We start from the raw sequence: 23,627 nt of genomic DNA on the forward strand, positions 1-23,627 counted from the left end.
TACTATTGATCACACGATCAATAAGTTGCAGCGACGCTACCCATCCGAGGTCGACATGTCAAGACCGGTCCGCAAGAAGGCCGCCCGCAAGACCCCCGCCGAGCGCGCCGCCGAGATCGCGGATGCCGCGTGCACGGTCGCCCTCGAGCACGGCCTCTACGCCGTGACGCTGCGCAGCATCGCCGCGCAGATCGACGTGGCCCCGGCCCTCGTCGCCCACTACGAACCGAACATGGACTCCCTCGTCGCGAACACGTTCGGCACCATCGTCGCGACCGAGCTGGCCGAGGTCGGCGAGCTCGTCGCTTCGCGTGAGAGCCCACGAGCTCGGCTCTCGCTGCTGCTCGAGACCCTCCTCGACGGCACGCGCGACGACGTCACCGTCATCTGGGTCGAGGCGTGGGCGCTCGGCCGGCGCAACGAGGCGCTCGCCCAGCGCGTGCGCGACGAGATGGACGACTGGCGCACCTTTCTGCAGGGCATCATCGAGGCGGGCGTCGCCGCGGGCGAGTTCGAGACCGACGACGCGGCATCCGTCGCCTGGCAGGTGCTCGGCATGATCGACGGCCTGAACGCCCACGCGCTCGTGCGCTGGGAGCACTCCGGCGACCGCGGCTCCCGCATCGGCCACGCCGTCGAGGGCATGCTCGGTCTGCACCGGGGCGCGCTGGCGGGTTGAAGGCGGCACCCTCGGCCCGGGCGGATGCCTCGACGCGAAGTCTGCCCGATTCGGAGATTCGGCAGACGAGCGGATGCCGCGGGGGCGGGCGCAACGCGATGCGATGTCGGATGCCGCGACTAGCGTGGCAGGCACGGCGAAGGGAACCCGATGTATCTGGTCGACGGCACGGTGGTCACGAGCGCGAGCGACCTGAAGAAGGCGTCCGAATGCGAGTTCGCGTTCCTGCGTGCGCTCGACGCCAAGCTCGGCCGCATCGAGGCCGTGCCCGACCCCGAAGACGCGATGCTCGAGCGCTCGGGGCGCATGGGCGACGCCCACGAGCTGCGCGTGCTCGAGCGCTACCGCGAGCAGTTCGGCCCAGGCGTGGTCGAGATCGAGCGCCCGTCGGTGCGCGACGCCGAGGCCGTGGCCGCCGCCGTCGAGGCGACCAACGCCGCCTTCGCCGCCGGCGCGCCGGTCGTGTTCCAGGCGACCTTCGCCGACGACGGCTTCATCGGGTTCGCCGACTTCATCGTGCGTCAGCCCGACGGCCGCTACCTCGTGCAAGACAGCAAGCTCGCCCGCCGCGCCAAGGTCACCGCGCTGCTGCAACTGGCGGCCTACGCCGAGCAGCTCGACCGCATCGGGGTGCCGCGCGCCGACACCGTCGAGCTCCTGCTCGGCGACGGCACCACGAGCACGCACCGCCTCGACGACATCGCGCCCGTCTACCGGCTGCGACGCGAGCGGCTCGAGCGCATCATCGCCGAACGACTCGCCGACAGCGAGGCCGTCGCCTGGGGCGATCCCCGCTACGGGCTCGACGGGCGCTGCCCCACCTGCGACCTCGAGGTGCAGGCGCATCGCGACGTGCTGCTCGTCGCCGGGCTCCGCGTCACGCAACGCGTCGCCCTCGCCGAGGCCGGCATCACGACGATCGACGGGCTCGTGGCATCCGACGCGCCCGTGCCCGGCGTGCTCGACGCGACGCTCGCCAACCTGCGCCTCCAGGCCCGCCTGCAGTTGCAGGCCGAGGCCGCCCAACTCACGGCGACGGCGCTCATTCAAGCGGGCTCGGGCACGCGCTCCCCCGACGACCCGCCGCTCGCACCGCCCATCGCGCTGCGCGACCCGGCGTCGCTCTCCGCGATCCCCGAGCCCGACGCGGGCGACCTCTTCTTCGACTTCGAGGGCGACCCGCTCTACACCGAGGGGCCCGCCAAAGACTGGGGCATCGACTACCTGTTCGGCATGGTCGACGTCGACGAGGCGTTCACGCCGCTCTGGGCGCACAGCTTCGCCGAAGAGAAGGTCGCGCTCGAGCGGTTCCTCGACCTCGTGGCGCTGCGTCGCGCCGCGCACCCGAACATGCACATCTACCACTACGCCAACTACGAGCGCGCGCACCTGCTCTCGATCGCCGCCCGGCACGGCGTGCGCGAGGCCGAGGTCGACCGACTGCTCTCCGACGGCGTGTTCGTCGACCTCTACCCCGTCGTCAAGCGTGCCGTTCGCGTCGGCAGCCGCTCGTACTCCATCAAGAAGCTCGAGCCGCTCTACATGGGCACCGAGCTGCGCGAGGCCGAGGTCAAGTCGGGCGGCGACTCGATCCTCGAGTACGTGCGCGCCCGCGATCTCGCCGCCTCGGGCGCCACCGATCCCGCCACCGGGCTCTCGGGTGAGGCCGCAGCGCAGCATGTGCTCGACGACCTCGCCGACTACAACCGCTACGACTGCGTGTCGACCCTGCGCCTGCGCGACTGGCTGCTCGCCCTCGCCCGAGGTGCCGGGGTCCCGTCGGTGCCCGAGTCGCAGCTCGTCGAGGTCGCCAAGGCCGAGGGCCGGGTGCACGAGCCGTCGCCGATCGCCCTGCACCTGCAGCAGCTCGCCGGCCCGCGCGACGACCCCGACCGTGACGCCGACCACACCGCGCTCGCGCTCGCGGCGGCGGCCATCGACTACCACGACCGCGAGGCGAAGAGCTTCTGGTGGGCGCACTACTTCCGCCTCGAGCAGCCGCTCGAGGGCTGGGAGGAGCAGCGCGACGTCATCGTCGTCGACCCCGAGGCATCCGCCGTCGTCGAGCCGTGGTTCGTGCCGGAGGGCAAGCAGGCCGAGCGCCGTCACGTGCGACTCCGCGGGCGCATCGCCCCCGGCTCGAGGTTCTCGGTCGGCGGCAGCGTCTTCGTGCTCTACGACTCGCCCGCACCCTTCGCAGGCCGCATGGTGTCGCGGCCGGGTTCGCGCACCCCGCGAGGCGTGCAGATCGTCGAGGTGCTCGACGACGGCGTGGTCGTCGAAGAGCTCGCGGTCGAGGGCGAGACCTGGTCGGCGCTGCCCATGGCGGTCGTGCCCGGGTCCCCGCCGGCCGCCGGTCGCCAGAAGGACGCGATCGCCGCGTGGGGCGAGCAGGTCGCCAGGGCTTGGCCCCGTTGGCCCACGAACCCCGCCGTCGACATCCTGCGCCGGTCGGCGCCGCGCACCCGTGACGGGCTCGGGATCGGGGTCGGCGCCACCGGCAAGGTCGGCGCGACCGACATCATCGGCGCAGCCGGCGTGGCGAGCGCAGCCGGCGCGGCCGGTTCGCTCGGCACGGTCGCGTCGCTCGTCGCGCAGCACGACTACGTCGGCGCCGTCATCGCGGGCGTGCAGCAGCTCGATGACTCCTACCTCGCGGTGCAGGGCCCTCCCGGCACGGGCAAGACCTACGTCGCCTCGCACGTGATCACCCGCCTCGTGTCCCAGCACGGCTGGAAGATCGGCGTCGTCGCGCAGTCGCATGCCGTCGTCGAGAACGTGCTCGACGCCACCATCCGCGCCGGACTCACGCCCGACCTCGTCGGCAAGGCGCCCAAAGACGACGCCGAGCCGTTCGCCCACGAGTACACGCGCCTCGACAAGCGTCGCAACGGACTCGCGCAGTTCGCCGAGGCGCACGCCACGACCGGGTTCGTCGTCGGCGGCACCGCGTGGGACTTCGCCAACGCCGACCGCGTGCCGCGCGGGTCACTCGACCTGCTCGTCATCGACGAGGCCGGGCAGTTCTCGCTCGCCTCGACCATCGCCACCTCGGTCGCCGCCCGAAACCTGCTGCTGCTCGGCGACCCTCAGCAGTTGCCGCAGGTGAGCCAGGGCATCCACCTCGAGCCCGTCGACACCTCGGCGCTCGGCTGGATCGCCGACGGCCACGACGTGCTTCCCCCCGAGTTCGGCATCTTCCTCGCCGAGAGTCGCCGCATGCACCCGGCCGTCGCCGCCCCGGTCTCCCGTCTCTCCTACGAGGGCGAGCTGCACTCGCACGAGGTCGCCTCGACCCGATCCCTCGACGGCGTGCACCCCGGGCTCGTACCGCTGCCGGTCGCCCACGAGGGCAACACCGTCGCCTCGGTCGAAGAGGCCGCGGTCGTCGTCGACTGCGTCGCCGCGCTGCTCGGCCGCACCTGGATCGACCCGACCGAGACGCCGACCGGCGTCGGCAGCCCCGGCGGCATCTCGACCGCCGGCATCTCGACCGCCGGCATCTCGACGGGCGGCATCTCGAGCGGCGGCATCGATCCAGAGCGAGCGGATGCCGCGGCCGGGCGCCCCCTCGAGCAGCGCGACCTCATCGTGGTCACGCCCTACAACGCCCAGCTCACCTGCGTGCGTCGGGCGCTCGACGACGCCGGCTTCCACGACGTGCCGGTCGGCACCGTCGACAAGTTCCAGGGCCAGGAGGCCGCGGTCGCGATCGTCTCGCTCGCCGCGTCGAGCGCTGCCTCAGCGCCACGGGGCGTGGAGTTCCTGCTGCTGAAGAACCGGCTCAACGTCGCCATCTCCCGGGCGAAGTGGGCGGCCTACCTGCTCTACTCCCCGGGCCTGCTCGATGCCCTGCCCTACACCCCGACCGGCGTCGCCCAGCTCAGCGCCTTCGTGCGTCTCGTCGGCGCCGACCGTGCCCGCACCACCGAACCCGAACTGCTGCTCAGCCCGAGCTGAGGCCAGGGCGCTTGCGCGGCACGTCGCCACCTCGCCACCTCGCCACCTCGCCACCTCGACATCGCGCCTCAAGCTTGGGAATGCTGCCCCGCATCGTGCATCCTGCTCGTCGCCCGGAAGGCGGTGTCACTGATGAAGCGGGCGGTGCTTCGGTGCATTCTGCGCGGCGTCACGGTCGACCCGCGCCCTGGGCGAGGCCATGCTGCGGCACGTCGGCCCCTTTGGTTTCGACCCGACGGCACTTCGGCACTTCGGCACTTCGGCACTTCGGCACTTCGACACTTCGGCATTCGTTTCCTCCCCGACGCCCCACCTCGACTGAACCCGGGCGGAACGTCGCCGGCGGGAGGTGGCCTTCTCGAACTGCGCTTCAAACCGTGCAGCCGTGCAGCCGTGCAGCCGTGCAGCCGTGCAGCCGTGCAGCCGTGCAGCCGTGCAGCCGTGCAGCCGTGCAGCCGTGCAGCCGTGCAGCCGTGCAGCCGTGCAGCCGTGCAGCCGTGTAGCCGTGTAGCCGTGTAGCCGTGTAGCCGTGTAGCCGTGTAGCCGTGTAGCCAGCGTTTCCTGAGCAGTTCCCGTCTCTCAAGCCCGTCAGCCAGGAGAACCAACCCGCTCCCCGTCGTGGGTGTCCGCCCCCGCGAAGGCCGTGGCCAAGTAGCCAAGTGGCCAAGTGGCGCACACCACATCACCACATCGTTCTTCACGGTCACCCGTCTGAACCACCGAGAGATCGACTCGGCCGGGGGAAGCGCAGCGCCGAGGCGAGGCATCCGCCCGTCAGGAGAGCTTGGCGGCGATCGACTCGATCCTGCGACGGCGGGTCTCTGGCGCCTTCGCCGACTCAACATTCGTCACATGCGCCTTGCGGGCGCTCGGCGACAGCGCATCGAAGGCGGCGCGTGCGCCTGCCGCGTCGAGCGCCGCGGCGAGGTCCCCGGGCACCTCGACCGTGCGCGGTGCGGTGTCGACCTCCAGGTCGACCACGATCGCGTCGCCACCGCCGATGCCCGACGCCGCGCGCCGTTCCGCGCTGAACGGGATCAGGTGTCTGCCGCCCATCACGGCGACCGTGCTGCGGTACTCGAAGCCGTTGACCGTGACGAGCACGGGCGGCTTGCGGCCGGCGCCGAGTGCCTCGATCACCTCGTAGGGCACCTCGATGCCCGTGTTGTTGCCGGTCTGGAGCATCGTCGACTCGAATCGCATGCCGCGAGTCTGCCACCGCTCCCGAAGTCGCCGCAGCCCTGGCTGGGAATACCGTTCAGCGTCGGAACGTAGATTATGAGCATGACCTCCCCCTCGTCTGACCTGAACCCCGCCCGCATCACGATGTACGGCGCCGAGTGGTGCATCGACTGCCGCCGCTCGAAGGCGCTGCTCGACGCCCGTGGCGTCGACTACGACTACGTCGACCTCGAGGTCGAGCTCGACGGCGCCGACCGCGCCAAGGCGATCTCGGGCCGCACGCAGATCCCCGTGGTCGTCTTCCCCGACGGCACGCACTTCACCGAGCCCACCGACGCCGAGCTCGGCGCCAAGCTCGACGAGGCCGTCGCCGCGTAGCCGACCCCGCGACGCGGCTACTCCGGCGATGAGCCGTTCACGCGGTCGCCGAGCGAGCTGAGGTCGGCGCCCTCGGGGATCTCCTCGACCTCGAGGCCCGGCGTCGCGCGGAGCTCGGCGATGAGTTCCGCGCCGCCGGCCACGACGGTCGAGTCGAAGTCGACCTCGCTCACGAGCACCCAGGCGCGATCCTCCGGCCAGACGAGGCTCGGTGTCACCGACCATGGCCCGGGGTCGTCGACCCACGGTGCACGCTCGGGCCAGGAATCGCCGATCAGTTCATCGATGCCGGCATCGAACAGCACATGCGAGCGTGCCGGAAGCTCCAGGCGCGGGCCGGCGTCGACCTCCGGGGCGAGCGGTGGCCTCCTGTCATGACCGGGATCGGATTCAGCCGTCGACGCCAGCTCGTCATCGGCGAACAGCCTGAGCACCGATACGCCGTCGTTCGAGAAGAGTCCGCCGTGGCCCTCCCAGACGGCGGCCTGCCCTGCATCGGGCGTCGCCGTGTACCGTGCGAGCACGCCCGCGATCGTGGCGAACGCGTGGGTTCCGGGAGACCCGGTCATCGGCGGGCCGCAGCGCCAGCCGTCGGGTCCGGGAACACCGTTCCACCTGCCGTCATCGCCGCTCGCACGGGCGATCGACTCCCATTGCACGAGCGGATGCCACGTCACGCCGAGCTCGCCCGCGACCGACCGCCAGGTCACCGAACGCGACTCCCACCCCGTCGGCTCCGCCCGGTCGGAGGCGCGCAGATCCTGCCACGTGGCCCCGACCGGCCGCAGTCCTTCCAGAGGGTGGAAGACGCGCGCATACGCGGGGAACCCGCGCGGCACGACCGAGTGCATCGACGCGGTGGGTGCCGCCGACCAGTCGATGCGCCCGGCGATCCATGCGCCGCGCGCGACCTCGGGCTGCCACCGCATGCGCCGCTCCTCAGGTGCCCTGCCCGCTACTCGCCGAGCGCCGGGATGACCTCGGCCTCGAACAGCTCGAGCCCGCTGCGGTCGTAGGCGATGCCCGGGAAGTAGTGGATCGCGTAGCCGAGGCCGCGGTCGCGGAGTTCCTCGAGCTTCGCGACGACCTGGCTCACCGTTCCGACGGCCGCGTCGTCCGAGTGGAATCCCGCAAGGTAGCGCTCGGTGCCGGCCGGTCCGAGGTGGGGGGCCACGCGCGCCTCGATCTGCGCGAGCCGGCGCTCGACGTCCGCGGCATCCGTGCCGACCACCGTGTTGAAGTTCGCGCTGCGCACGATGGCGTCGAAGTCGCGGCCGATCGCCTCGGCGTGGCCGCGCAGAACCTCGCTCTTGTGGCTGAACATCTCGGCGCCGCCGTTGAAGTTCGTGTAGCTCGCGTACTTCGCGGCGATCTTCAGCGTGACCTTCTCGCCGCCGCCGGCGACCCAGATCGGGATGCCGCCCGGCTGCAGCGGGCGAGGCTGCACGACGGCGTCCGTGATCTGCCAGAACTCGCCGTCGAGGCTCGCGCGGCCGGTCGTCCAGGCCTGGTGCATGACCTCGACGCCCTCGCGCAGCGCGCGCAGCCGGGTGGGCGCGTCGGGGAAGCCGTAGCCGTAGGCGAGCCACTCGTGCTCGTACCATCCGGCGCCGATGCCCATCTCGGTGCGACCGCCCGAGATGACGTCGACGGTCGCGGCGACCTTCGCGAGGTAGGCGGGGTTGCGGTACGCGACGCAGGTGCACATCTGGCCGAGGCGCACACGCGAGGTCGACGCGGCGAACGCGGCCATGAGCGTCCACGCCTCGTGGGTGGCCTCGGTCTCGCTCGGCACCGGCACGGTGTGGAAGTGGTCGTAGACCCAGATCGACTCCCAGCCGGAGTCGGGCGCATCGGCGTGCGCGGCGAGGTCGTGCATGGTCCGCCAGTGCGCGGCCGGGTCGATGTCGACGAGGTCGTGGCGCCAGCCCTGGGGGATGAACATTCCGAAACGCATGTCGTTCAGCCTAGGACGAGCGCGAGCGCGGAGGGCGGGACCGGAGAACGAACACGGAGAACAGCACGAGCGGATGCCGCGATCTCAGCGCTGTCCCTGAGGACGCCCGGTCGCGGCATCCGTATGGTGCTCGGAATGAACACGACTCACTGCGAATTCTCCGCTCAGGACTTCACCGCCACGGCGGTCACCTCGTCGACCGGCCGCATCGTGCACGTCACCGGCTTCGGCCTCTGCCCGACGAGCGGCTGGGAGCTCTCGCTCGCGGCCGCGAACCCGGGCGTCGTTCCGCACCCCGACAGCCTCTGGCTCGAGCTCCGCGAGCGCGCACCGCGCACCGGTCGCCCGCGCGTGCTGGTGGACACGTCGGTCGAGGCGATCATCGACGATTCGCGGGCGACCGAGATCGTGATCCGCTTCGGCTGGCGCGAGCCGTTCAGCATCCCCGTGATCGAGCAGGTCGCGAGCGAAGGGCGAGCGGATGCCGCGAGCCGTCGTGCTGCGGCATCCGTCGTCGTCTCCTGAACCCGGCGTCAGGCGAGCGCGAAGCGCAGCTCGGCCACGGCCGGTCCGTGCCACGAACCGCCGTCGAGGTCGTCGCCGCGCACGGTGACGACCTTGCCGCCCTTGGCGGCCACGAGCAGGGCGAGCTGGGGCAGCAGGTCGCCCGCCGGCGTGCCGTCGTCGAGGGCGTCGCCGGTGCCGTTGCCGGTCGCGAACTCGATGGCGCCGCTCTCGCGGTCGAGCGTGCCGTTGACCGAGGTCGTGAAGTCGAACCAGATGGTCTCGACGGCGCCGTCGGCGGCGAGCCTCGCGATGGCCGCCAGGTCGCGTTCGACCCGGCCGGCGTTGGCCTCGGCGAGACCTCGGAGCGCGGCATCCGCCTCGGCGATGTTCAGGCGCGAGAGCTGCTCGCGCAGGGCCGAGTCGATCTCGGAGGCGCCGAGCCGGTCGGGCGATCCGCCCACGCCGACGACGCGTCGGCCGTTGCGCGAGCGGTCGACGAAGGCGCTGAGCAGCGGTTCGGCCGCGAAGACGAAGAGCGGCACCCGGCCGTCGGGGTCGATGGCGGCGAGCTCGTGCTTGGTCGCATCGGCGATGCGCTTGGCGTAGATGTCGAGCAGCTTCTTGCCGCGCTCGTCGCCGACCTCGCCGCGGTCGCCGTGCTGGCCGCCGCGCGGGCTGTTCTCGCCTGGCTCGCGGTTGGTCGCGGCATCGAGGTCGGCCGGATGCGACGGGTCGGTCTCGAGCGGCTCGGCCCGGTGGGTGGGCGTGGCGTGCCAGAGCTTCCACTCGTGCGCCGACAGGGTGAGGGCGAACGCCTCTTGATCTTGGCTGGGCGCGCGGAGCAGCTGTCCGAGCGTGAAATGCGAGCCGACGTGCCAGGCGTCGTCGAGCCGGTTCGGCAGCACGAACACCTCGCTGAAGCCCGGGGCGACGAAGATCGCGAGCGAGCGGGACAGCGCGCCCCACAGGGTGAGATCGCCGAGCACGCCGTCGCGTTCGCGGCGCAGGGCGTCGAGTTCGGAGGCCGGAGCCCCGCCGAGCTTGATCTGGTCGATCGCGTGGTCGAACGCGCTCTTGACCGAGACCTCGGCCCGTTCGCGCTCGTTGACCACGGGCGACGTCGAGGCGTAGACGGTGATGGCCGGTCGGTGTTCACCCGCCAGTGTTGCGAAATCGGCGCTGGTCGGCAGCTCGTGATGGAGCGTCATTCGTTCCTCCCCCGTGGATCGTGCGACGGCGATGTCGCTGCACCCCAGCCTATGAAGGCGAGGCCTCGAGCGACACCCCCAGAGCGCCACGTGACGCCGCGGTGCATGACGCCGCGCCCGACGCGCTCACCCGCGCGGCGCCGTGACGACCGGCGCGCCGTCGGAGTCCTGCTCCCACTCGCGCACGGCACGGGCCGCGATGAACGGCGCCCGCTGCTCGGCCCACTCGTCGACGGCGGCGAGCTCGGCCTCCTCCTGCTTCGCGACGAAGGCATCGGCGACACGACGCCCCGATTCGCGGCGGAGCCCGGCGCGGTACTCGGCGACGTCGAGCCTCGGGGCGGACTCGTCGTGCGCGGCGCGCAGCTGCTCGGCCGCGCGTTCGCGTTCGGACGCGACGATCGTGTCGTCGGTGAGCTGGGCAACCTCGTCGTACGCGGTCGGCACCATGAGGTTCTGCAGCGTCTTCGTGAGCACGGGCATGAGCTCGATGCACACGAAGAGCAGCGCGATCATGAGGTGTGCGAACGCGAGCATGCCGTTGCGCTCGCCGATGCGCCAGAGCGCGTCGAGGCGGGCGAGCATGCCCGTGCTCTGGTCGGCGGCCGCGTCGTAGCGCGCGGCCTCGAGGTCGCGCGCCGCGGTCAGCCGGTCGAGCTTCGCGCTGTCGGCGGCGAGGGTCTGCTCGGCTTGGGCGACGGCTTCGACCGAGCCCTCCTCGATGCGCGCCTCGGCCTGCGCCTTCGCCTCGGCCTCGGCGGCCTTCGCGGCGTCGAGGGCGGCGAGCTTGCCGTCGCGGTCGAGCTTCTTCGACTGCGTGATGGGCCCGTCGCCGATGATGCCGGTGCCCTCTGTGCCGTCGAGCTCGGCGAGCCAGACCCGGTTCGCCTCGTCGTAGGCGGCCTGCGCGGCGGCGGTCGCGGCCTGTGCGGCGACGTAGTCGGGGTCGGCGGCGAGCGCCGCCCGCCCGCCGTCGGCGATGAGCGCCCGCTGCGCGGCGACGCTCTCGGTGAGCGCGTCGAGCTCGGCGTACCGCGGATCGGACGCGAGCTCCTCCTCGAACGCCTGCTTGGCCTCGAGCACCATGACCTCGGTCTCGGCCGTGATCTCGCGCTCGAAGACCTGCAGCGTGATCGGGGTCGCGACGACGACGCCGATCACGAGGGCGAGGGCGACGCGCGGAAGCGCGAGCCAGATGTTCGCCGACTTCTTCGGCTGCCTCGGCATGCCCACGATGAGCATGCGGTCGATCGCGAGGATCACGAGGCCCCAGCAGATGCCGACGCCGATCGCGACCCAGACCGATGCGGCGAGCGCCATCGCGAGCGCGAACGAGGCCGCGGCAGCCGAGACGACCGCGGTGGCGATGAGCACGAGCCCCATGGCGACGTACCGCTGGCGCTGGCCCGACGCCCGTTCGAGCACGTCGGCCCGCGCACCGCCGAGCGTCGCGAGCGTGTCACCGATCCGGCTCATCGGCCCCCCGATCCGTTCCGGCCGGTCCACCCGGCCGAGTCAGACTCGTCACGTTACTCCGCACAGGAGTCGACGTCACTGGGGGAATCCCCCGAGTCGACCCTGAGACATCCGGCCCGCGGCATCCGCCCGACGGCGTGCGATCACGACCTGCCGAGCGGATGCCTCGAGCGGATGCCTCGGCACGGCGTTCAGCCGAGCACGGGGTGGTTCGACCGGATCAGCCCGCGCGGATCGACCGTGCGCTTGATCGCCCGCAGGCGGTGCACGCGTTCGCCGAAGAGGCGCTCGGCCGGACGCCGGGTCTCGCTGAAGTTCAGGTACTCCACGGGCGCACGCCACGGTTCGATCCGCGAGAACAGGCGGCCGAGCGAGGCGATGAGCGCGTCGCCGAGCCCGGGCATCGGGATGCCGCCGGCGAACACCAGGTACCGGGCCTCGAAGCCCGCGACGACGCCGGGCGCCGGCACCTCGTGGTCGGCGGCGAGGGCGAGTGCGGCATCCGGATCGACGGCTCCGCCGAGGTGGCGGAGCTCGGCGTAGACCAGCGCGCTGTCCGTGCCGGGCCCGACGGCGGCGAGGAACGCGCGCACGGCCTCCGGTGCGAGGTCGGTGAGCATCATGCCGTCGCCGACGCCGGGCGTCGGCTGGGGCGGGTCCATGTGCAGCTGCAGCAGCTCGGCCACCGGCTGCGGGTGCACCGTGTCGATCTCGGGCTCGAACGCGCGGAGCGGCGCGAGCAGTTCGGCGGCGCGCTCCGGGCTCTCCTGGCAGACGGCCTCGACGACCAGCAGTTCTCGCCCGGAGAGGAACGGCGGCAGCTCGGGCAGCGCCGGCAGGCGCAGGACGCGAGCGGTCGAGGTGACGCTGTCGGGCAGCTCGGCGGTCCAGGCCGCCCAGGCGGGCAGCACCTGCTCCGCGGCGTCCAGGGGCCAGAGCAGCATGCCCGCGACGACCTCGGCGATCGGGAAGAGGCGGAACTCGAGCGCGGTGACCACGCCGAAGTCGCCGCCGCCGCCGCGGATCGCCCAGAACAGGTCGGCGTCGTGCTCGGCGTCGATGCGGCGCAGGCGGCCGTCGGCGGTCACGATCTCGGCCGCGAGCACCTGGTTCGCGGCGAGTCCGTGCGACCGGGCGAGCCAGCTGACGCCGCCGCCGAGCGTGTAGCCCATCACGCCGACGTCGTGCGACGATCCGGCGAGCGCGGCGAGGCCGTGCGGCGCGGCGGCCGCGACGACGTCGCCCCACTGGGCGCCGGGCTCGATGCGGGCGACTCGGGCCTCCGCGTCGATCGCGACGCCGCGCAGGTCGGAGAGCTTCAGCAGCACGACCTCGTCGAAGCCCGGCTGCGCGGCGAGCGGGCCGGCGTTGTGGCCGGTCGCCTGCGCGGCGACGCCGAGCCCGAGGCTCGCGGCGGTGCGCACGGTCTCGAGCGCGTCGCCGACGGCGGCCGCGACCACGACCGCCGCGGGCCGCTGGTCGACGGCGAGGTTCCAGGCGAGGCGGTCGACGTCCCACGTGGCGTCGCCCGGCAGGCTGAGCCGTCCGCCGAGGCGGTCGGCGAGTGCGGCGAGACCCGCGTCGCGGTCGGCGTCGTGCCGGGCGCGCGCCGACGCGAGGTCGGCGACGGGTGCGGTCGGCCGGGCACCGGAGGCCGGGCCGAACGTGGCGGACAGGGGTTCGGCGGCGCCCGAGGCGGCACCGGACACAGGGGTGTTCACTGGTGGTTCCTTTCGATGGGTCGCGCCGCGGGCCCTGGCCTCGCTCCGGAGGCGGACGGCCGCGGGGGATCCCGTCGGCACGCACGAACGCGAACCCCATACAACGACCGCCGCATGCGGCCCGCGCCAGTGGCGACCCTGCTCCTGGCTCAGGGTTATCCCTCGACGCGAGCGGATGCCGCGGCCACGGCGAGCGCGGTCGAGCGAGCGGATGCCTGGGGCTCGGAATACCCCGCGAAGCCCAGAGGTTGTGGCAAGGGATGTCCGAAACACTGCCGTCAGAAGCCCTGCCGTCCCTGCGCCTGTCCGTCCTCGACCTCGTTCCCGTGCGGAGCGGCCAGAGCAGTGCGGAGGCCGTCGCGGCATCCGTCGGTCTCGCGAAGCTCGCCGACCGGCTGGGGTTCACCCGGTACTGGTTCGCCGAGCACCACAACATGCGGTCGGTCGCGTCGACCACGCCGCCGGTGCTCATCGCGGCGACGGTCGCGCAGACCGAGCGCATCCGCGTCGGATCGGGCGGCGTCATGCTGCCGAACCACGCGCCGTTCGTGGTGGCCGAGCAGTTCGCCGCGCTCGAGGCGATCGCACCGGGCCGCATCGACCTCGGGCTCGGCCGGGCACCGGGCAGCGACCCCGTCATCACGCAGCTGCTGCGCATCTCGGGGCCGACCGCCGACGTCGACCGGTTCCCCGACCACATCACCGACATCCTGAGCCTCGTCTCCCCCGACGGCGCGACGCTGCGCCTGACGAGCGGACGCGAATACGGCATCACGGCGACGCCCGCGGCGACCGGCACCCCTCGGGTCTGGCTGCTCGGCTCGAGCGACTACTCGGCCAAGCTCGCCGCCGAACTCGGCCTGCCGTACGTCTTCGCGAACCACTTCTCCGGAGAGGGCCTCGAGCGCGCGCTCGAGCTCTACCGCACCGAGTACCAGCCGAGCGAGGCGCACCCGGCTCCCGAGACCTTCCTCACGGCGAACGTCTCGGTCGCCCCGACGCTCGAGGAGGCACGGGCGCGCGCCCTCCCCCAGCTGCGCGCGATGGCGCGCCTGCGCGCGAACCGTCCGATGCGCGAACTCGAGACCGTCGAGGAGGCGCAGGCCGCACCCGCCGACAGCATGGTCGACGAGGTCATCACCGGCATGGAACGGCGCTGGATCATCGGCGACCCGTCGGCCGCGGCATCCGAGCTGCGCACGCTCGCGACCCGGCACGGCATCGACGAGGTCATGATCTCGCCGATCGCCGGTGCCTTCAGCGCGGAGCCGGCGGATGCCGCGCCCGGTCGCGAGCAGACCCTCGAACTGCTGGCGCGCGAACTGACGCAGCCGGCCGAGTAGGCGCCGGCGCCGTACCGAGGCCATGGCTCGCGCTGGGTCTCGACATGGCCGCGGGACGGCCTGCTCGACCGGCGGGTCCCCGCAAGCACAGGGCCGGCGGTCGAGTCGGCGAGTCGGCGCCGAATCCGGGCTCCCGCCGGGACGTCCCTTCGGGAAACCCTGTGGCGAAGTGGCGAAGTGGCGAAGTGGCGAAGTGGCGAAGTGGCGCGAGTTTCGTCGGAGACCGCGCCCGGCCTCGGCTGAATCTATCGGATTGCGGCTGCGTGGGCCGCAATGCGTTCGACGACTTCCGCTTGCGCAGCGATCGAAGCGCGCCAGTCACCCGGTACGAGTTCGAGACTGTGGTTCATCCCGGCGAGCGTGACCAGGGCCGCCTTGGTCTCGCCGACCGCCTCGGGTTGCCAGGCGGCGTCAGCATCACCACCGACCGCCAGATGCTGCTCCGATGCCTCCCGGAGCGCTCCGACGATGTCGGGGTCGGCGAGGACGGGCGTGAGCCAGACACCCGGGATGCCGGCACCGACGCAGGAGGGCAAGGCGAACGCGCCGAGCGACTTCCCGATCACGAGTCGAGGTGGTTCACCGATCGAGGCATAGGCGAGCGCGAGAGCATGCTCAACGAAGATCCGGGCATGCTCGAGCACGTCGGCCGGCGGTTTCCACGCGACGGCGTACACATGCCAGCCTGCTTCGATCAGCGCATCGGCCGACCAGTAGAGCAACGGAGCTTGCGCTGAGTACCCCATCCCTGGAAGAAGCAATGCAACCGGCGCTGACGTGCTCGACGGATTGAGATCGTGAACCTCGATCATGCTGATCACCGTAGCGTCACGCCCGACCACACATTCACGCCGCCCCGGCGGACCCCGATAGACGGGCGGGTGGAACGGTCGCTCGGCAAACCGTGCAGCCGTGCAGCCGTGCAGCCATGCAGCCATGCAGCCATGCAGCCGTGCAGCCGCATTTTCAGAGACCGGGTCGCCTGGACCAATCGGGACGGCCGAGACTGCTCGTCGAGAACGTGTCTCGGCCACGGCCGCGAGCGGCCTACTCGACCGGCGAGTCCGTGCTGACGTGTCTCGGCCACGGCCGCGAGCGGCCTACTCGACCGGCTCAGGCCGCGAGCGGCCTACTCGACCGCCGACCGGCTCAGGCCGCGAGGCCGAGCCGGCGCAGGTCGTCGCCCGACGCCTCGTATTCGGCGGCCGACTCCACGACGAACTCGCGGGGGACCCTGGCGCCGTTCTGCACGCGCGCCTCGGAGCCGACGACGGCGAACGGGCCGACGACGGCGTTGCGGCCGACGACGGCACGCTGTCCGACCCGGGCGTTCACGCCCACGGTCGCACGCTCGGCGACGATCGCCCCGGCCTCGACCCACGCGCCGTGCTCGATCTGCGCGCCTCGCTGCACCTCGGCCCCGGGGTCGACGTACGCCGTCGGATCGACGAAGGCGGTCGCATCGACCTTCGCGGTCGTCGAGACGAGACCACGGCCGTTGACGTGCTTGCGGTAGCGACGCAGGACTCCGGCTTCGTCTTCGAACTCGACGTAACTGATGCCCACGTTCTCCTCCTTCCGGCGCGGATCCTCCGCACCCGGACATTGGTACAACACACGGTGGGGCCCGTGCATTCCCGGCTTCCCGGGCGAAGGCGTGGTCGCGGCATCCGGCGCCGAAGGTTAGGCTGTCCTAAGCCGACGACGGGTCGGCAGCCCCCTCCGGTGCCCGGCCGGCCGATCTGGCGAGACCACGTGAACGCACACCCCCTGATCACCCTCGACGGCGTGAGCATCCGCCACGACGAGGCGACCCGCGCAACCCCGTCCGACGTCTCGTTCGAGGTGCGCCCCGGCGAGGTCGTGCTGCTGCTCGGGCCCTCCGGATGCGGCAAGTCGACGCTCGCGCTCGCGCTCGACGGACTCATCCCGCACGCCGTGCCCGCGACCCTCGAGGGCACCGTGCGCGTCGCCGGACTCGACACCGCGGAGCACCCCGTCGCCGAGCTCAGCGAGCATGTGGCCATGGTCTTCCAGGATCCCGACGCGCAGGTGGTCACCGGCACGCTGCTCGACGAGGTCTGCTTCGGCCCCGAGAACCAGCTCGTGCCCGCCGCCGAGGTGCTCGAACGCGCCGAGCGCGCGCTCAAGCTCGTCGGCCTGTGGGAGCGCCGCGCCGACAACCCCGACGTGCTCTCGGGCGGCGGTCGCCAGCGCCTCGCCGTCGCCTGCGCGCTCGCGCTCGCGGCGCCCGTGCTCGTGCTCGACGAACCGACCGCGAACCTCGACCCGGCCGGCATCGACGAGGTCTACGCCGTGCTCCGCGAGCTCGCGAGCGAACGCGACCACGCCATCGTGCTCGTCGAGCACAACCTCGATGCGGCCGTCGACATCGTCGACCGGGTCGTCGTGCTCGATGCATCCGGATGCCTCGTGATCGACGGTCCCGCCCGCGAGGTGCTGCAGGAGCGCGCCGGAGAACTGCTCGCGCTCGGCGTCTGGCTGCCCGTCTCCACGCTCGCCGCGATGCGGCTCCGCGACGCGGGCGTCGTGCTCGACCCGCTGCCGCTCAGCCCGTCGGAGCTCGGCGCCGCCCTCGACGGCGTCGACGTGCTGCCCGAGCCCCGCGCCGAGGCATCCGCCCCCGCATCGGTCGGGCCCGCCGGGCGTTCGGCAGCGCCCGCCATCCGCGTGCGCGACTGCTCGGTGCGCCGCGGCGGCAAGCGCGGACCGATCGTGGTCGATGGCGTCGATCTCGACGTGGCATCCGGCGACTTCCTCGCCATCGTCGGCACCAACGGCGCGGGCAAGACCACACTGCTGCAGGCGATCGCGGGCGTGATCCCGGCGCCGCGCGGCAGCGTCGACGTGCTCGGCATGGATCCCTCGCGCGCCGACGCCAGGGCCCGCGCACGCCAGATCGGGTTCGTGTTCCAGAACCCCGAGCACCAGTTCGTCGCGCACACCGTCGCCGAGGAGCTCGAGCTCGGCCTGCGCCTGCAGGGCGTCGACGAGGCGACCCGGCACGCCGAGGTCGAGCGCATGCTCGCGCGCTTCGACCTGACCGAGCACCGCGACCGGCACCCGTTCCTGCTCTCGGGCGGGCAGAAGCGCCGCCTCTCCGTCGGCACCGCGCTCGTCGCCGGCGCGCCCGTGCTCGCGCTCGACGAGCCGACGTTCGGGCAGGACCGCGCCCGCGCCTCCGAGCTGCTCGACATCCTGGCCGGTCTCAACGCCGACGGCACGACCGTGCTCGTCGTGACGCACGACCTGCAGCTCGTCGCCGACCACGCCACACACATCGCCGTCATGCGCGACGGACGCCTGCTCGGCACCGGCCCGACCGCCGAGGTGCTCGCCGGGCCGCTCATCGAGCAGGCCGGGCTGCGGCATCCGCCCCTCGCGCGCGCCACCCGCGGGCTCGAGCGGCACCCCGAATGGCACGCGGTCACGCGGATGTCGCAGCTTCCCGTCGGCGATCGGGCCGCCGCATGAGCGCCACGACGCCCGCCTCGGGGTCGACCGTCTCGCGCATCGGGGCCGGCGACGAGGGTCTCGACGCGGTCGCCTCGCTCCCGACTCGACCCGAGAGCGCCCCGGTCGGCGCCGCGCCGGCCGGCGCCCCCGTGCGCGACCCCTATGCCGAGCAGGCGCCGACGAGCGGCATCCGCTTCCTGCACCACCTCAACCCGCTCGCGAAGTTCGCCGCACCCCTGCCGGTGATGCTCGCCCTCATCTTCACGCGGGGCATCGCGATCCCGCTGGCGTTCATCGTGCTCGCCCTCGGCCTGCTCGTCATCGGCGCGAAGCTCTCGGGCCGCGCGCTGGCCGCACTGCTCATCGGCGTTCCCGTCGCGATCCTCGTGCTCGGGCTGAGCTTCGGCATCTGGGTCGACCCCGACCGCATCGAGGGCGGCAGCGCCGCGGCATCCGTGGTCCTGCTCGAGATCGGCGACTGGCGCTTCACGCTCGCGGCCTACCTCGTGGGCCTCGCGACGGCGCTGCGCATCGCGGCCCTGCTCATGCTCTCGCTCCTCGCGGGGCTCACGACGAGCGGCCCCGAGCTCGTGCGCGCGCTCGTGCAGAACCTGCGCGTGCCCTACCGCATCGGCTACACCGCCCTGGCCGCACTGCGGTTCGTGCCGCGCTTCGGCCACGAGCTCGAGGTCATCCGGGCCGCGCACCGCGTTCGCGGCACCGACGCCGGACGCGGTCCGATCGCGGCGGTGCGACGCACGATCGGCACGGCGATCCCCCTGCTCGCGAGCGCCATCCGGCACGCCGAGCGCGTCGCCCTCGCCATGGACGCGCGCGCGTTCGGCGCCCACCCGACGCGCACCGAGCGCACCATCAGCCGCTGGCGCGTGCGCGACACGGTCTTCGTCCTGCTCTTCTGGATCGTCTCGGTCGCCATCTACTGGTGGGCGCTGCAGGCGGGCCTCGGCGGCGTCACGCCCGACCGCACGGAGGTCGGGCTGTGAGCGGCGGCGCCCTCGCGACGACGTCCACGACCCGAGCGGATGCCTCCGGCTCCGCCGCATCCGACCCCCTCCCGAACCCCGCCACCGGAAGGACCCCCGATGTCCAAGACGCATAGCCGTCAGGTCAAGACCGAGCGCACGACGCCCATCGAGCTCGAGGTGCTCGCCACCGCCCGCGTGAGCCCGTCATTCGTGCGCGTCACGGTCGGCGCCGGCGAGATCGACCGGTTCACGCCGCGCGGATACGACCAGTGGTTCCGCCTGTTCCTCCCGCCAGAGGGCGCCGACGAGGTGCGCCTGCCCGACCGCGACGGCTACCTCGGCTACGCGCAGCTCCTGCGCACCCCCAAGGCCGTGCGGCCGACGATGCGCAACTACACGGTGCGCGAGCACCGGGCGGCCACGGCCGATCGCGGCGCCGAGCTCGACATCGACTTCGTGCTGCACGAGAGCCCCGAGACGGGCCGGCTCGAGGGCGTCGCGGCGTCCTGGGCGGCCGGATGCCGCGCGGGCGACCGCATCGGCCTCCTCGACGAGGGCTACGGCTTCGACGCGCCCGACGAGGCGGCGTGGTTCCTCCTCGTCGCCGACGAGACCGGCCTGCCCGCCGTCGCGGGCATCTGCGCCTCCCTCCCGACCGATGCGCGCGGTGCCGCGATCGTCGAGGTCCCCCACGCCGATGACGCGCAGGAGTTCCCGAAGCCCGCCGGCATCGTCGTGCACTGGATCGTGCGCGAGCACCACGACCGCCCAGGCGCGGCCGCCTACACCGCGGCATCCGCCCTCGAGATCCCCGGCGACGTCGTCGCCCACGCCTACGCCGTCGGCGAGTCGGGGCTGGCCACCGGCATCCGTCGCCTGCTCGTGAACGAACGCGCGTGGGCGAAGAGCGACGTGAGCTTCTGCGGGTACTGGCGCCTGCCGAAGGGCGCACCCGCCATCGAGACCGCCCAGCTGATCGGAGCCTGACCATGCGCCTGAACGTGCCCACCCGCCTGCTGCTCACCTGCGCCGCGATCGGTGCCGCCGCCGGTCTGCTGCTCGTGCCCGCCTTCGTGCTCTCGACCACGGTCGCGCCCGCGATCCCGCTGCTCTACGCCGCGTTCGCGGGCATCTGGAGTGTGCCGTTCGTGGTGGCGCTGGCCCTGATCCGGCAGCCGGGCGTCGCCCTGCTGACCTCGCTCATCGCGGGCCTCATCAACGCGGTGCTGACCCCGCAGGGTCCGTCGGCCATCCTCACCTGCCTCATGATCGGCGCGATGGTCGAGATCCCGATCGCGATCGGGCTGTACCGCTCGTTCCGCCCGTGGATCTTCTACGTCGGCGCGGCCGCCTTCGCGCTGCCCTATGCGCTCTACTCGATGCCGTTCCTCGGCGTCGACCGGTTCCCGCTCTGGGCGCAGATCGCGTACCCCGCGCTCTCGGTGCTGTCGAACCTCGCGGGCGTCTGGCTCGGCCTGCTCGTCGCGGGCCGACTCGAGCGCACGGGCGTCGCGCGCGGCCTGCAGCGTCCGGTACGACGGGTGAAGGCTGCGGATGCCGCGAGCCGAACGGATGCCGCGGTGTCGACCGAGACCGCAACGCAGGCCTGAGGCATCCGCCACTGCCCTCGCCGCGACTCGGAACTCGGGAATCGGGAACCGGGAATCGGGAACCGGGAACTGCAGGAAGAAAACCCGAAACGCCGTGCCGCGGCATCCGGACGCGCCGGCAACCGCCTGAATCTTCCTGCAACTCATGCAGCAACTCGTGCGACAACTCGTGCAGCAACTCGTGCAGCAGAGATGCAGAACGGGCCGCAGCGAGTGATCGCCGCGGCCCGTTCGCGTTCGCGTTCGCGTTCGCCGGCGCGCTCGCCGACGGCTCCCCGGTGTTACGCCGCGGGCGCGGTGTCGTGGATCTCGACGAGGAAGACGAGCGTCTGTCCGCCGAGCTCGGCGGCATCCTTGTCGGTGCCGTAGGCGTACTCGGGCGGGATCGTGACGATCAGCTTGGTGCCGACCTTCTGGCCGATCAGCGCTGCGCCGAAGCCCTGGATGACCTGGTCGGTCGAGAACTGGGCGGGGTCGCCGCCGTAGCTCTGGTCGAAGACCTCGCCGGTGTCCCAGCTGGTGCCCTGGTAGTCGAGCGTGACGGTGTCGCCGGCCTGCACGACGTCGCCGTCGCCCTCTTCGAGCACCTTGAGCTGGAAGTCGGCGGGCGGCGCGGTGTCGGGCAGCGTGACCGTGGGGGCCTCGCCCTCGGCGCCGAACTTCACCTCGGGCACGTTCTCGGTCCACTCGGAGGCCGTCAGCGGCTCCTTGACGTCGACCACGATCACGACGTCCTCGTCGGCGGCGAGGCCGATGTTCTCGTTGCCGGCGCCGTCGTAGAGCGTGGCGGCGGGGGCGACGGTGACGCTGCGGGTACCGGTGGGCACGCAGTCGACACCCGAGAGGAACGCCTCGAACACGCTCGCGTCACCCGCGGTGATGGTGGCGGGCTGCGAGAACAGCTGATCGCCGGTCGATCCGGCGAACACGGTGACGACCGCGTTCACGCTGTCGCCGGCGGTCGTGGTCTCGCCGTCGCCCTCGGTGACGACGGTGCGCTGCAGCTCGTCGGCCTCGAGGGGCGTGTCGAAGGTCGCGGTCGGCACGCCGCCGAAGTCGCCCTCGACCGTGACCGCGTCGCTGAGGTCGCCCGACGGGACGTCCATGCAGGCGGCCGCCGTGGGCGTGGGGGTGGCTTCGGGGTCGCCGGCTCCGGCGCAACCGGCCAGGAGCAGGGCGGCTGCGGCGGTGGCGAGCGCGACGGGCGCAGCGCGACGCAGGGCACGATTCATGAGGGAGTCTTCTCGATTCGATCGGAAAGCAGGATGCCTCCAGTCTGCACGCTTCGGCTTTCCATTGCCTGAATCCCTCGCATCCGACCCGATCAACGCCAGAATGGGCCCATGGGGGAACAGTCTGACGTCAGTGCTACCGTCCGGCATTTCGCTGAGCATGCCTCGGCTTTCGCCGAGCTGGATGCCGCGGTGTGGAATCCGATCTCGATGGCGACGGTGCTGCGGTCATCGCCGCAGTTCGGCGAACTCGTGTTCGATGCGTGCTGCGGCGACGGCGCCTCGGCCGTGCCCACGGCCGAGCTCGTGGGTCCGAACGGCGTCGTCGACGCGGTCGACCTGTCGGAGACGATGATCGAGCTGGCGCGTGAGCGCGCCGAGCGCGAGTCGGCCCCGCTGCCGCAGCTCAGGTTGCATGCGGCGGATGTCACGGGGTGGGAGCCCATCGGCTACGACCTCGTGCAGTGCGTGCTCGGCGTGTTCTTCTTCCCCGACCTCGAGGGCGGCGTCGCGCATCTCGTCGGACGGCTGAAGCCCGGCGGGCGCTTCGTGGTGACGATCTGGGCGCCCGGCGCGGTGAAGGACTTCACGGATGCGCTCTGCGACGCGGTCGAGGCCGAGGGCGGCGACGACGGCGCAGCGGCCGTCGCCACGTATCGGGCCGGGTGGATGCCCGACATTCTCCCCACGTCGCCCGGCGCCCTCGCGCAGTGGCTCGGCTCGTTCGGGCTGGAGCGCACGCGGGGCGAACTCGTGCCCCGGCAACTGGACCTCGACGGCGAGCTGGCCTGGCGCATGGTGCTCGGGATGTCGCGGCGCCGACTCGTGGCCGACCTCGACGACGAGGCGCGCGAGCGCGTGGCATCCGCGTTCCATGCGCTCCTCGCCGAACGCGGCATCACCCGTGTCGATCTCTCGACCCTGATCGGCGTCGGGCACGTTCCGAGCTGAGCGGATGCCCCGCCTGGGCGTCACGCCCGACGGCCGCCGACGTTCAGCGCGGCTCGGACCCCGTGGCCACCTCGCGCGAGTCGTCGTTCGACCACTGGCTCCACGAGCCCGGGAAGAGCGCCGCGTCGATGCCGGCGATCGCGAGCGCGGCGACGAGGTGGCTCGCGGCGACACCGGACCCGCAGGACGCGGCCACCGGCACCCCCGGCGCGACGCCGAGCGCCGCGAACCGTTCGGCGAGCGCCTCGCCGGGGAGGAACCGCCCTTCGGCATCGAGCGCCTCGACACCCGGGGCGGACACCGCGCCGGGGATGTGGCCGGCCTTCGGGTCGATGGGCTCGACCTCGCCGCGGTAGCGCTCGGCGGCACGAGCATCCAGCAGCACGCCGTGGTCGGGGAACGCCGCCGCCTCGTCGATGTCGATGACCGGCATCGCACCGAAATGCGCCGTCGCATCGCCGGGCTCCGGCACGTTCTCACCGGTCTCGAGCGGGTACCCGTCGGCGACCCACGCGTCGATGCCGCCGTCGAGCAGGAGCACGTCGTCGTGACCGGCATGGCGCAGCAGCCACCACGCGCGCGCCGCCGCCTGGTTCGAGGTCGTGTCGGTCACGACGACGAGGTCGCCGGTGCGGATGCCCCAGCGGCGCATCGCCGCGGTGAACGCCGCCTCGGACGGGAGCGGATGACGTCCGAGCCCGGATGACGCGTGGTCGGAGAGTTCGTCGTCGAGGTCGACCGAGACCGCGGTCGGGATATGCCCGGCGCGGTATGCATCGGGCCCGTGCGGCTCGGCGAGCGTCCAGCGCGCATCCAGGACGACGGTGCGCATGCCCGACTCGATGCGCGCGGCGAGTTCGCGGACGGAGATGAGGATCGACATCCGTCCATCATGCGCCACGGCGCCTGCCCGCGGCATCCGCTCGTGGTGGCCTCATCGAGCGCCGAATGCGACGCGAC

The 23,627-nt window shown here is 72.3% G+C and carries 20 protein-coding genes; 10 read left to right on the plus strand and 10 right to left on the minus strand.

Going from position 1 to position 23,627, the window contains the following annotated elements; all coding sequences use genetic code 11:
- The first annotated feature begins 55 nt into the window (after window positions 1-55).
- Both AC3IPY_RS17080 and AC3IPY_RS17085 read left to right on the plus strand, forming a co-directional pair.
- Window positions 56-679 (plus strand): TetR/AcrR family transcriptional regulator, encoded by a 624-nt coding sequence (locus AC3IPY_RS17080; RefSeq protein ID WP_489185462.1) that lies wholly within the window; start codon window positions 56-58, stop codon window positions 677-679.
- 150 nt (window positions 680-829) lie between these two features.
- Window positions 830-4,639, plus strand: coding sequence for a TM0106 family RecB-like putative nuclease (locus tag AC3IPY_RS17085; RefSeq protein WP_489185463.1), 3,810 nt, complete (start codon window positions 830-832; stop codon window positions 4,637-4,639).
- A gap of 774 nt (window positions 4,640-5,413) precedes the next feature.
- On the opposite strand, the gene AC3IPY_RS17090 is transcribed toward AC3IPY_RS17085, so the two are convergent.
- Window positions 5,414-5,842 (minus strand): YdeI/OmpD-associated family protein, encoded by a 429-nt coding sequence (locus AC3IPY_RS17090; RefSeq protein ID WP_489185464.1) that lies wholly within the window; start codon window positions 5,840-5,842, stop codon window positions 5,414-5,416.
- A gap of 81 nt (window positions 5,843-5,923) precedes the next feature.
- Here AC3IPY_RS17090 and AC3IPY_RS17095 point away from each other — a divergent pair, with 81 nt between their 5' ends.
- Window positions 5,924-6,199, plus strand: a complete 276-nt coding sequence (locus tag AC3IPY_RS17095; protein WP_489185465.1) for a glutaredoxin family protein — start codon at window positions 5,924-5,926, stop codon at window positions 6,197-6,199.
- Window positions 6,200-6,216: 17 nt separating this feature from the next.
- On the opposite strand, the gene AC3IPY_RS17100 is transcribed toward AC3IPY_RS17095, so the two are convergent.
- Together AC3IPY_RS17100 and AC3IPY_RS17105 are read right to left on the minus strand one after the other, a co-directional pair.
- Window positions 6,217-7,128: a hypothetical protein gene (locus AC3IPY_RS17100; RefSeq protein WP_489185466.1), complete on the minus strand. Its 912-nt coding sequence runs from the start codon at window positions 7,126-7,128 to the stop codon at window positions 6,217-6,219.
- 26 nt (window positions 7,129-7,154) lie between these two features.
- Window positions 7,155-8,156, minus strand: coding sequence for an LLM class F420-dependent oxidoreductase (locus AC3IPY_RS17105; RefSeq protein ID WP_489185467.1), 1,002 nt, complete (start codon window positions 8,154-8,156; stop codon window positions 7,155-7,157).
- A 135-nt stretch (window positions 8,157-8,291) separates the two neighbouring features.
- Between AC3IPY_RS17105 and AC3IPY_RS17110 the strand changes: the two genes are divergently transcribed.
- Window positions 8,292-8,681, plus strand: a complete 390-nt coding sequence (locus tag AC3IPY_RS17110; protein WP_489185468.1) for a hypothetical protein — start codon at window positions 8,292-8,294, stop codon at window positions 8,679-8,681.
- A gap of 8 nt (window positions 8,682-8,689) precedes the next feature.
- Here the strand turns inward: AC3IPY_RS17110 and AC3IPY_RS17115 are convergent, their stop codons facing one another.
- The 3 genes from AC3IPY_RS17115 to AC3IPY_RS17125 form a co-directional block, all read right to left on the minus strand.
- Window positions 8,690-9,871 (minus strand): baeRF3 domain-containing protein, encoded by a 1,182-nt coding sequence (locus tag AC3IPY_RS17115; protein WP_489185469.1) that lies wholly within the window; start codon window positions 9,869-9,871, stop codon window positions 8,690-8,692.
- A 126-nt stretch (window positions 9,872-9,997) separates the two neighbouring features.
- Entirely contained in the window at window positions 9,998-11,347 is a 1,350-nt protein-coding gene (locus AC3IPY_RS17120) for a DUF4407 domain-containing protein (protein ID WP_489185470.1), read from the minus strand.
- A gap of 191 nt (window positions 11,348-11,538) precedes the next feature.
- Window positions 11,539-13,068, minus strand: a complete 1,530-nt coding sequence (locus tag AC3IPY_RS17125; protein WP_489185471.1) for an FAD-binding oxidoreductase — start codon at window positions 13,066-13,068, stop codon at window positions 11,539-11,541.
- 260 nt (window positions 13,069-13,328) lie between these two features.
- On the opposite strand from AC3IPY_RS17125, the gene AC3IPY_RS17130 reads away from it, so the two are divergent.
- The gene (locus AC3IPY_RS17130; protein WP_489185472.1) at window positions 13,329-14,411 is read left to right on the plus strand and encodes an LLM class flavin-dependent oxidoreductase; all 1,083 of its coding nucleotides are present in this window, start codon (window positions 13,329-13,331) and stop codon (window positions 14,409-14,411) included.
- Between the two features lie 245 nt (window positions 14,412-14,656).
- On the opposite strand, the gene AC3IPY_RS17135 is transcribed toward AC3IPY_RS17130, so the two are convergent.
- Together AC3IPY_RS17135 and AC3IPY_RS17140 are read right to left on the minus strand one after the other, a co-directional pair.
- The gene (locus tag AC3IPY_RS17135) at window positions 14,657-15,223 is read right to left on the minus strand and encodes an alpha/beta fold hydrolase (protein WP_489185473.1); all 567 of its coding nucleotides are present in this window, start codon (window positions 15,221-15,223) and stop codon (window positions 14,657-14,659) included.
- Window positions 15,224-15,560: 337 nt separating this feature from the next.
- A complete protein-coding gene (locus AC3IPY_RS17140) occupies window positions 15,561-15,977 on the minus strand; it encodes a transferase (RefSeq protein ID WP_489185474.1) in 417 nt (138 codons plus the stop codon).
- A gap of 189 nt (window positions 15,978-16,166) precedes the next feature.
- Here AC3IPY_RS17140 and AC3IPY_RS17145 point away from each other — a divergent pair, with 189 nt between their 5' ends.
- From AC3IPY_RS17145 to AC3IPY_RS17160, 4 genes are all read left to right on the plus strand, one after another.
- Window positions 16,167-17,906 (plus strand): ABC transporter ATP-binding protein, encoded by a 1,740-nt coding sequence (locus AC3IPY_RS17145; RefSeq protein WP_489185475.1) that lies wholly within the window; start codon window positions 16,167-16,169, stop codon window positions 17,904-17,906.
- Window positions 17,903-18,892 (plus strand): energy-coupling factor transporter transmembrane component T family protein, encoded by a 990-nt coding sequence (locus AC3IPY_RS17150; protein ID WP_489185476.1) that lies wholly within the window; start codon window positions 17,903-17,905, stop codon window positions 18,890-18,892. The genes AC3IPY_RS17145 and AC3IPY_RS17150 overlap by 4 nt, the downstream gene beginning before the upstream one ends.
- A gap of 99 nt (window positions 18,893-18,991) precedes the next feature.
- Complete coding sequence (locus AC3IPY_RS17155) at window positions 18,992-19,861, plus strand: siderophore-interacting protein (protein WP_489185477.1); 870 nt, start codon at window positions 18,992-18,994, stop codon at window positions 19,859-19,861.
- A gap of 2 nt (window positions 19,862-19,863) precedes the next feature.
- Window positions 19,864-20,484, plus strand: a complete 621-nt coding sequence (locus AC3IPY_RS17160; protein WP_489185478.1) for an ECF transporter S component — start codon at window positions 19,864-19,866, stop codon at window positions 20,482-20,484.
- 281 nt (window positions 20,485-20,765) lie between these two features.
- Here AC3IPY_RS17160 and AC3IPY_RS17165 read toward each other — a convergent pair whose 3' ends face one another.
- Entirely contained in the window at window positions 20,766-21,716 is a 951-nt protein-coding gene (locus tag AC3IPY_RS17165; RefSeq protein ID WP_489185479.1) for an FKBP-type peptidyl-prolyl cis-trans isomerase, read from the minus strand.
- Between the two features lie 111 nt (window positions 21,717-21,827).
- Here AC3IPY_RS17165 and AC3IPY_RS17170 point away from each other — a divergent pair, with 111 nt between their 5' ends.
- The gene (locus AC3IPY_RS17170; protein WP_489185480.1) at window positions 21,828-22,667 is read left to right on the plus strand and encodes a class I SAM-dependent methyltransferase; all 840 of its coding nucleotides are present in this window, start codon (window positions 21,828-21,830) and stop codon (window positions 22,665-22,667) included.
- A gap of 43 nt (window positions 22,668-22,710) precedes the next feature.
- Here AC3IPY_RS17170 and AC3IPY_RS17175 read toward each other — a convergent pair whose 3' ends face one another.
- Complete coding sequence (locus AC3IPY_RS17175) at window positions 22,711-23,550, minus strand: sulfurtransferase (RefSeq protein ID WP_489185481.1); 840 nt, start codon at window positions 23,548-23,550, stop codon at window positions 22,711-22,713.
- Between the last annotated feature and the right edge of the window lie 77 nt (window positions 23,551-23,627).

The sequence above is a fragment of the Agromyces sp. GL_144 genome, from assembly GCF_057834305.1.

Coding starts and splice junctions, on each gene's coding strand:
- AC3IPY_RS17080 (WP_489185462.1), top strand. CDS start 56: ATGTCAAGACCGGTCCGCAAGAAGGCCGCCCGCAAGACCCCCGCCGAG.
- AC3IPY_RS17085 (WP_489185463.1), top strand. CDS start 830: ATGTATCTGGTCGACGGCACGGTGGTCACGAGCGCGAGCGACCTGAAG.
- AC3IPY_RS17090 (WP_489185464.1), bottom strand. CDS start 5,842: ATGCGATTCGAGTCGACGATGCTCCAGACCGGCAACAACACGGGCATC.
- AC3IPY_RS17095 (WP_489185465.1), top strand. CDS start 5,924: ATGACCTCCCCCTCGTCTGACCTGAACCCCGCCCGCATCACGATGTAC.
- AC3IPY_RS17100 (WP_489185466.1), bottom strand. CDS start 7,128: ATGCGGTGGCAGCCCGAGGTCGCGCGCGGCGCATGGATCGCCGGGCGC.
- AC3IPY_RS17105 (WP_489185467.1), bottom strand. CDS start 8,156: ATGCGTTTCGGAATGTTCATCCCCCAGGGCTGGCGCCACGACCTCGTC.
- AC3IPY_RS17110 (WP_489185468.1), top strand. CDS start 8,292: ATGAACACGACTCACTGCGAATTCTCCGCTCAGGACTTCACCGCCACG.
- AC3IPY_RS17115 (WP_489185469.1), bottom strand. CDS start 9,871: ATGACGCTCCATCACGAGCTGCCGACCAGCGCCGATTTCGCAACACTG.
- AC3IPY_RS17120 (WP_489185470.1), bottom strand. CDS start 11,347: ATGAGCCGGATCGGTGACACGCTCGCGACGCTCGGCGGTGCGCGGGCC.
- AC3IPY_RS17130 (WP_489185472.1), top strand. CDS start 13,329: ATGTCCGAAACACTGCCGTCAGAAGCCCTGCCGTCCCTGCGCCTGTCC.
- AC3IPY_RS17135 (WP_489185473.1), bottom strand. CDS start 15,223: ATGATCGAGGTTCACGATCTCAATCCGTCGAGCACGTCAGCGCCGGTT.
- AC3IPY_RS17150 (WP_489185476.1), top strand. CDS start 17,903: ATGAGCGCCACGACGCCCGCCTCGGGGTCGACCGTCTCGCGCATCGGG.
- AC3IPY_RS17155 (WP_489185477.1), top strand. CDS start 18,992: ATGTCCAAGACGCATAGCCGTCAGGTCAAGACCGAGCGCACGACGCCC.
- AC3IPY_RS17160 (WP_489185478.1), top strand. CDS start 19,864: ATGCGCCTGAACGTGCCCACCCGCCTGCTGCTCACCTGCGCCGCGATC.
- AC3IPY_RS17165 (WP_489185479.1), bottom strand. CDS start 21,716: ATGAATCGTGCCCTGCGTCGCGCTGCGCCCGTCGCGCTCGCCACCGCC.
- AC3IPY_RS17170 (WP_489185480.1), top strand. CDS start 21,828: ATGGGGGAACAGTCTGACGTCAGTGCTACCGTCCGGCATTTCGCTGAG.
- AC3IPY_RS17175 (WP_489185481.1), bottom strand. CDS start 23,550: ATGTCGATCCTCATCTCCGTCCGCGAACTCGCCGCGCGCATCGAGTCG.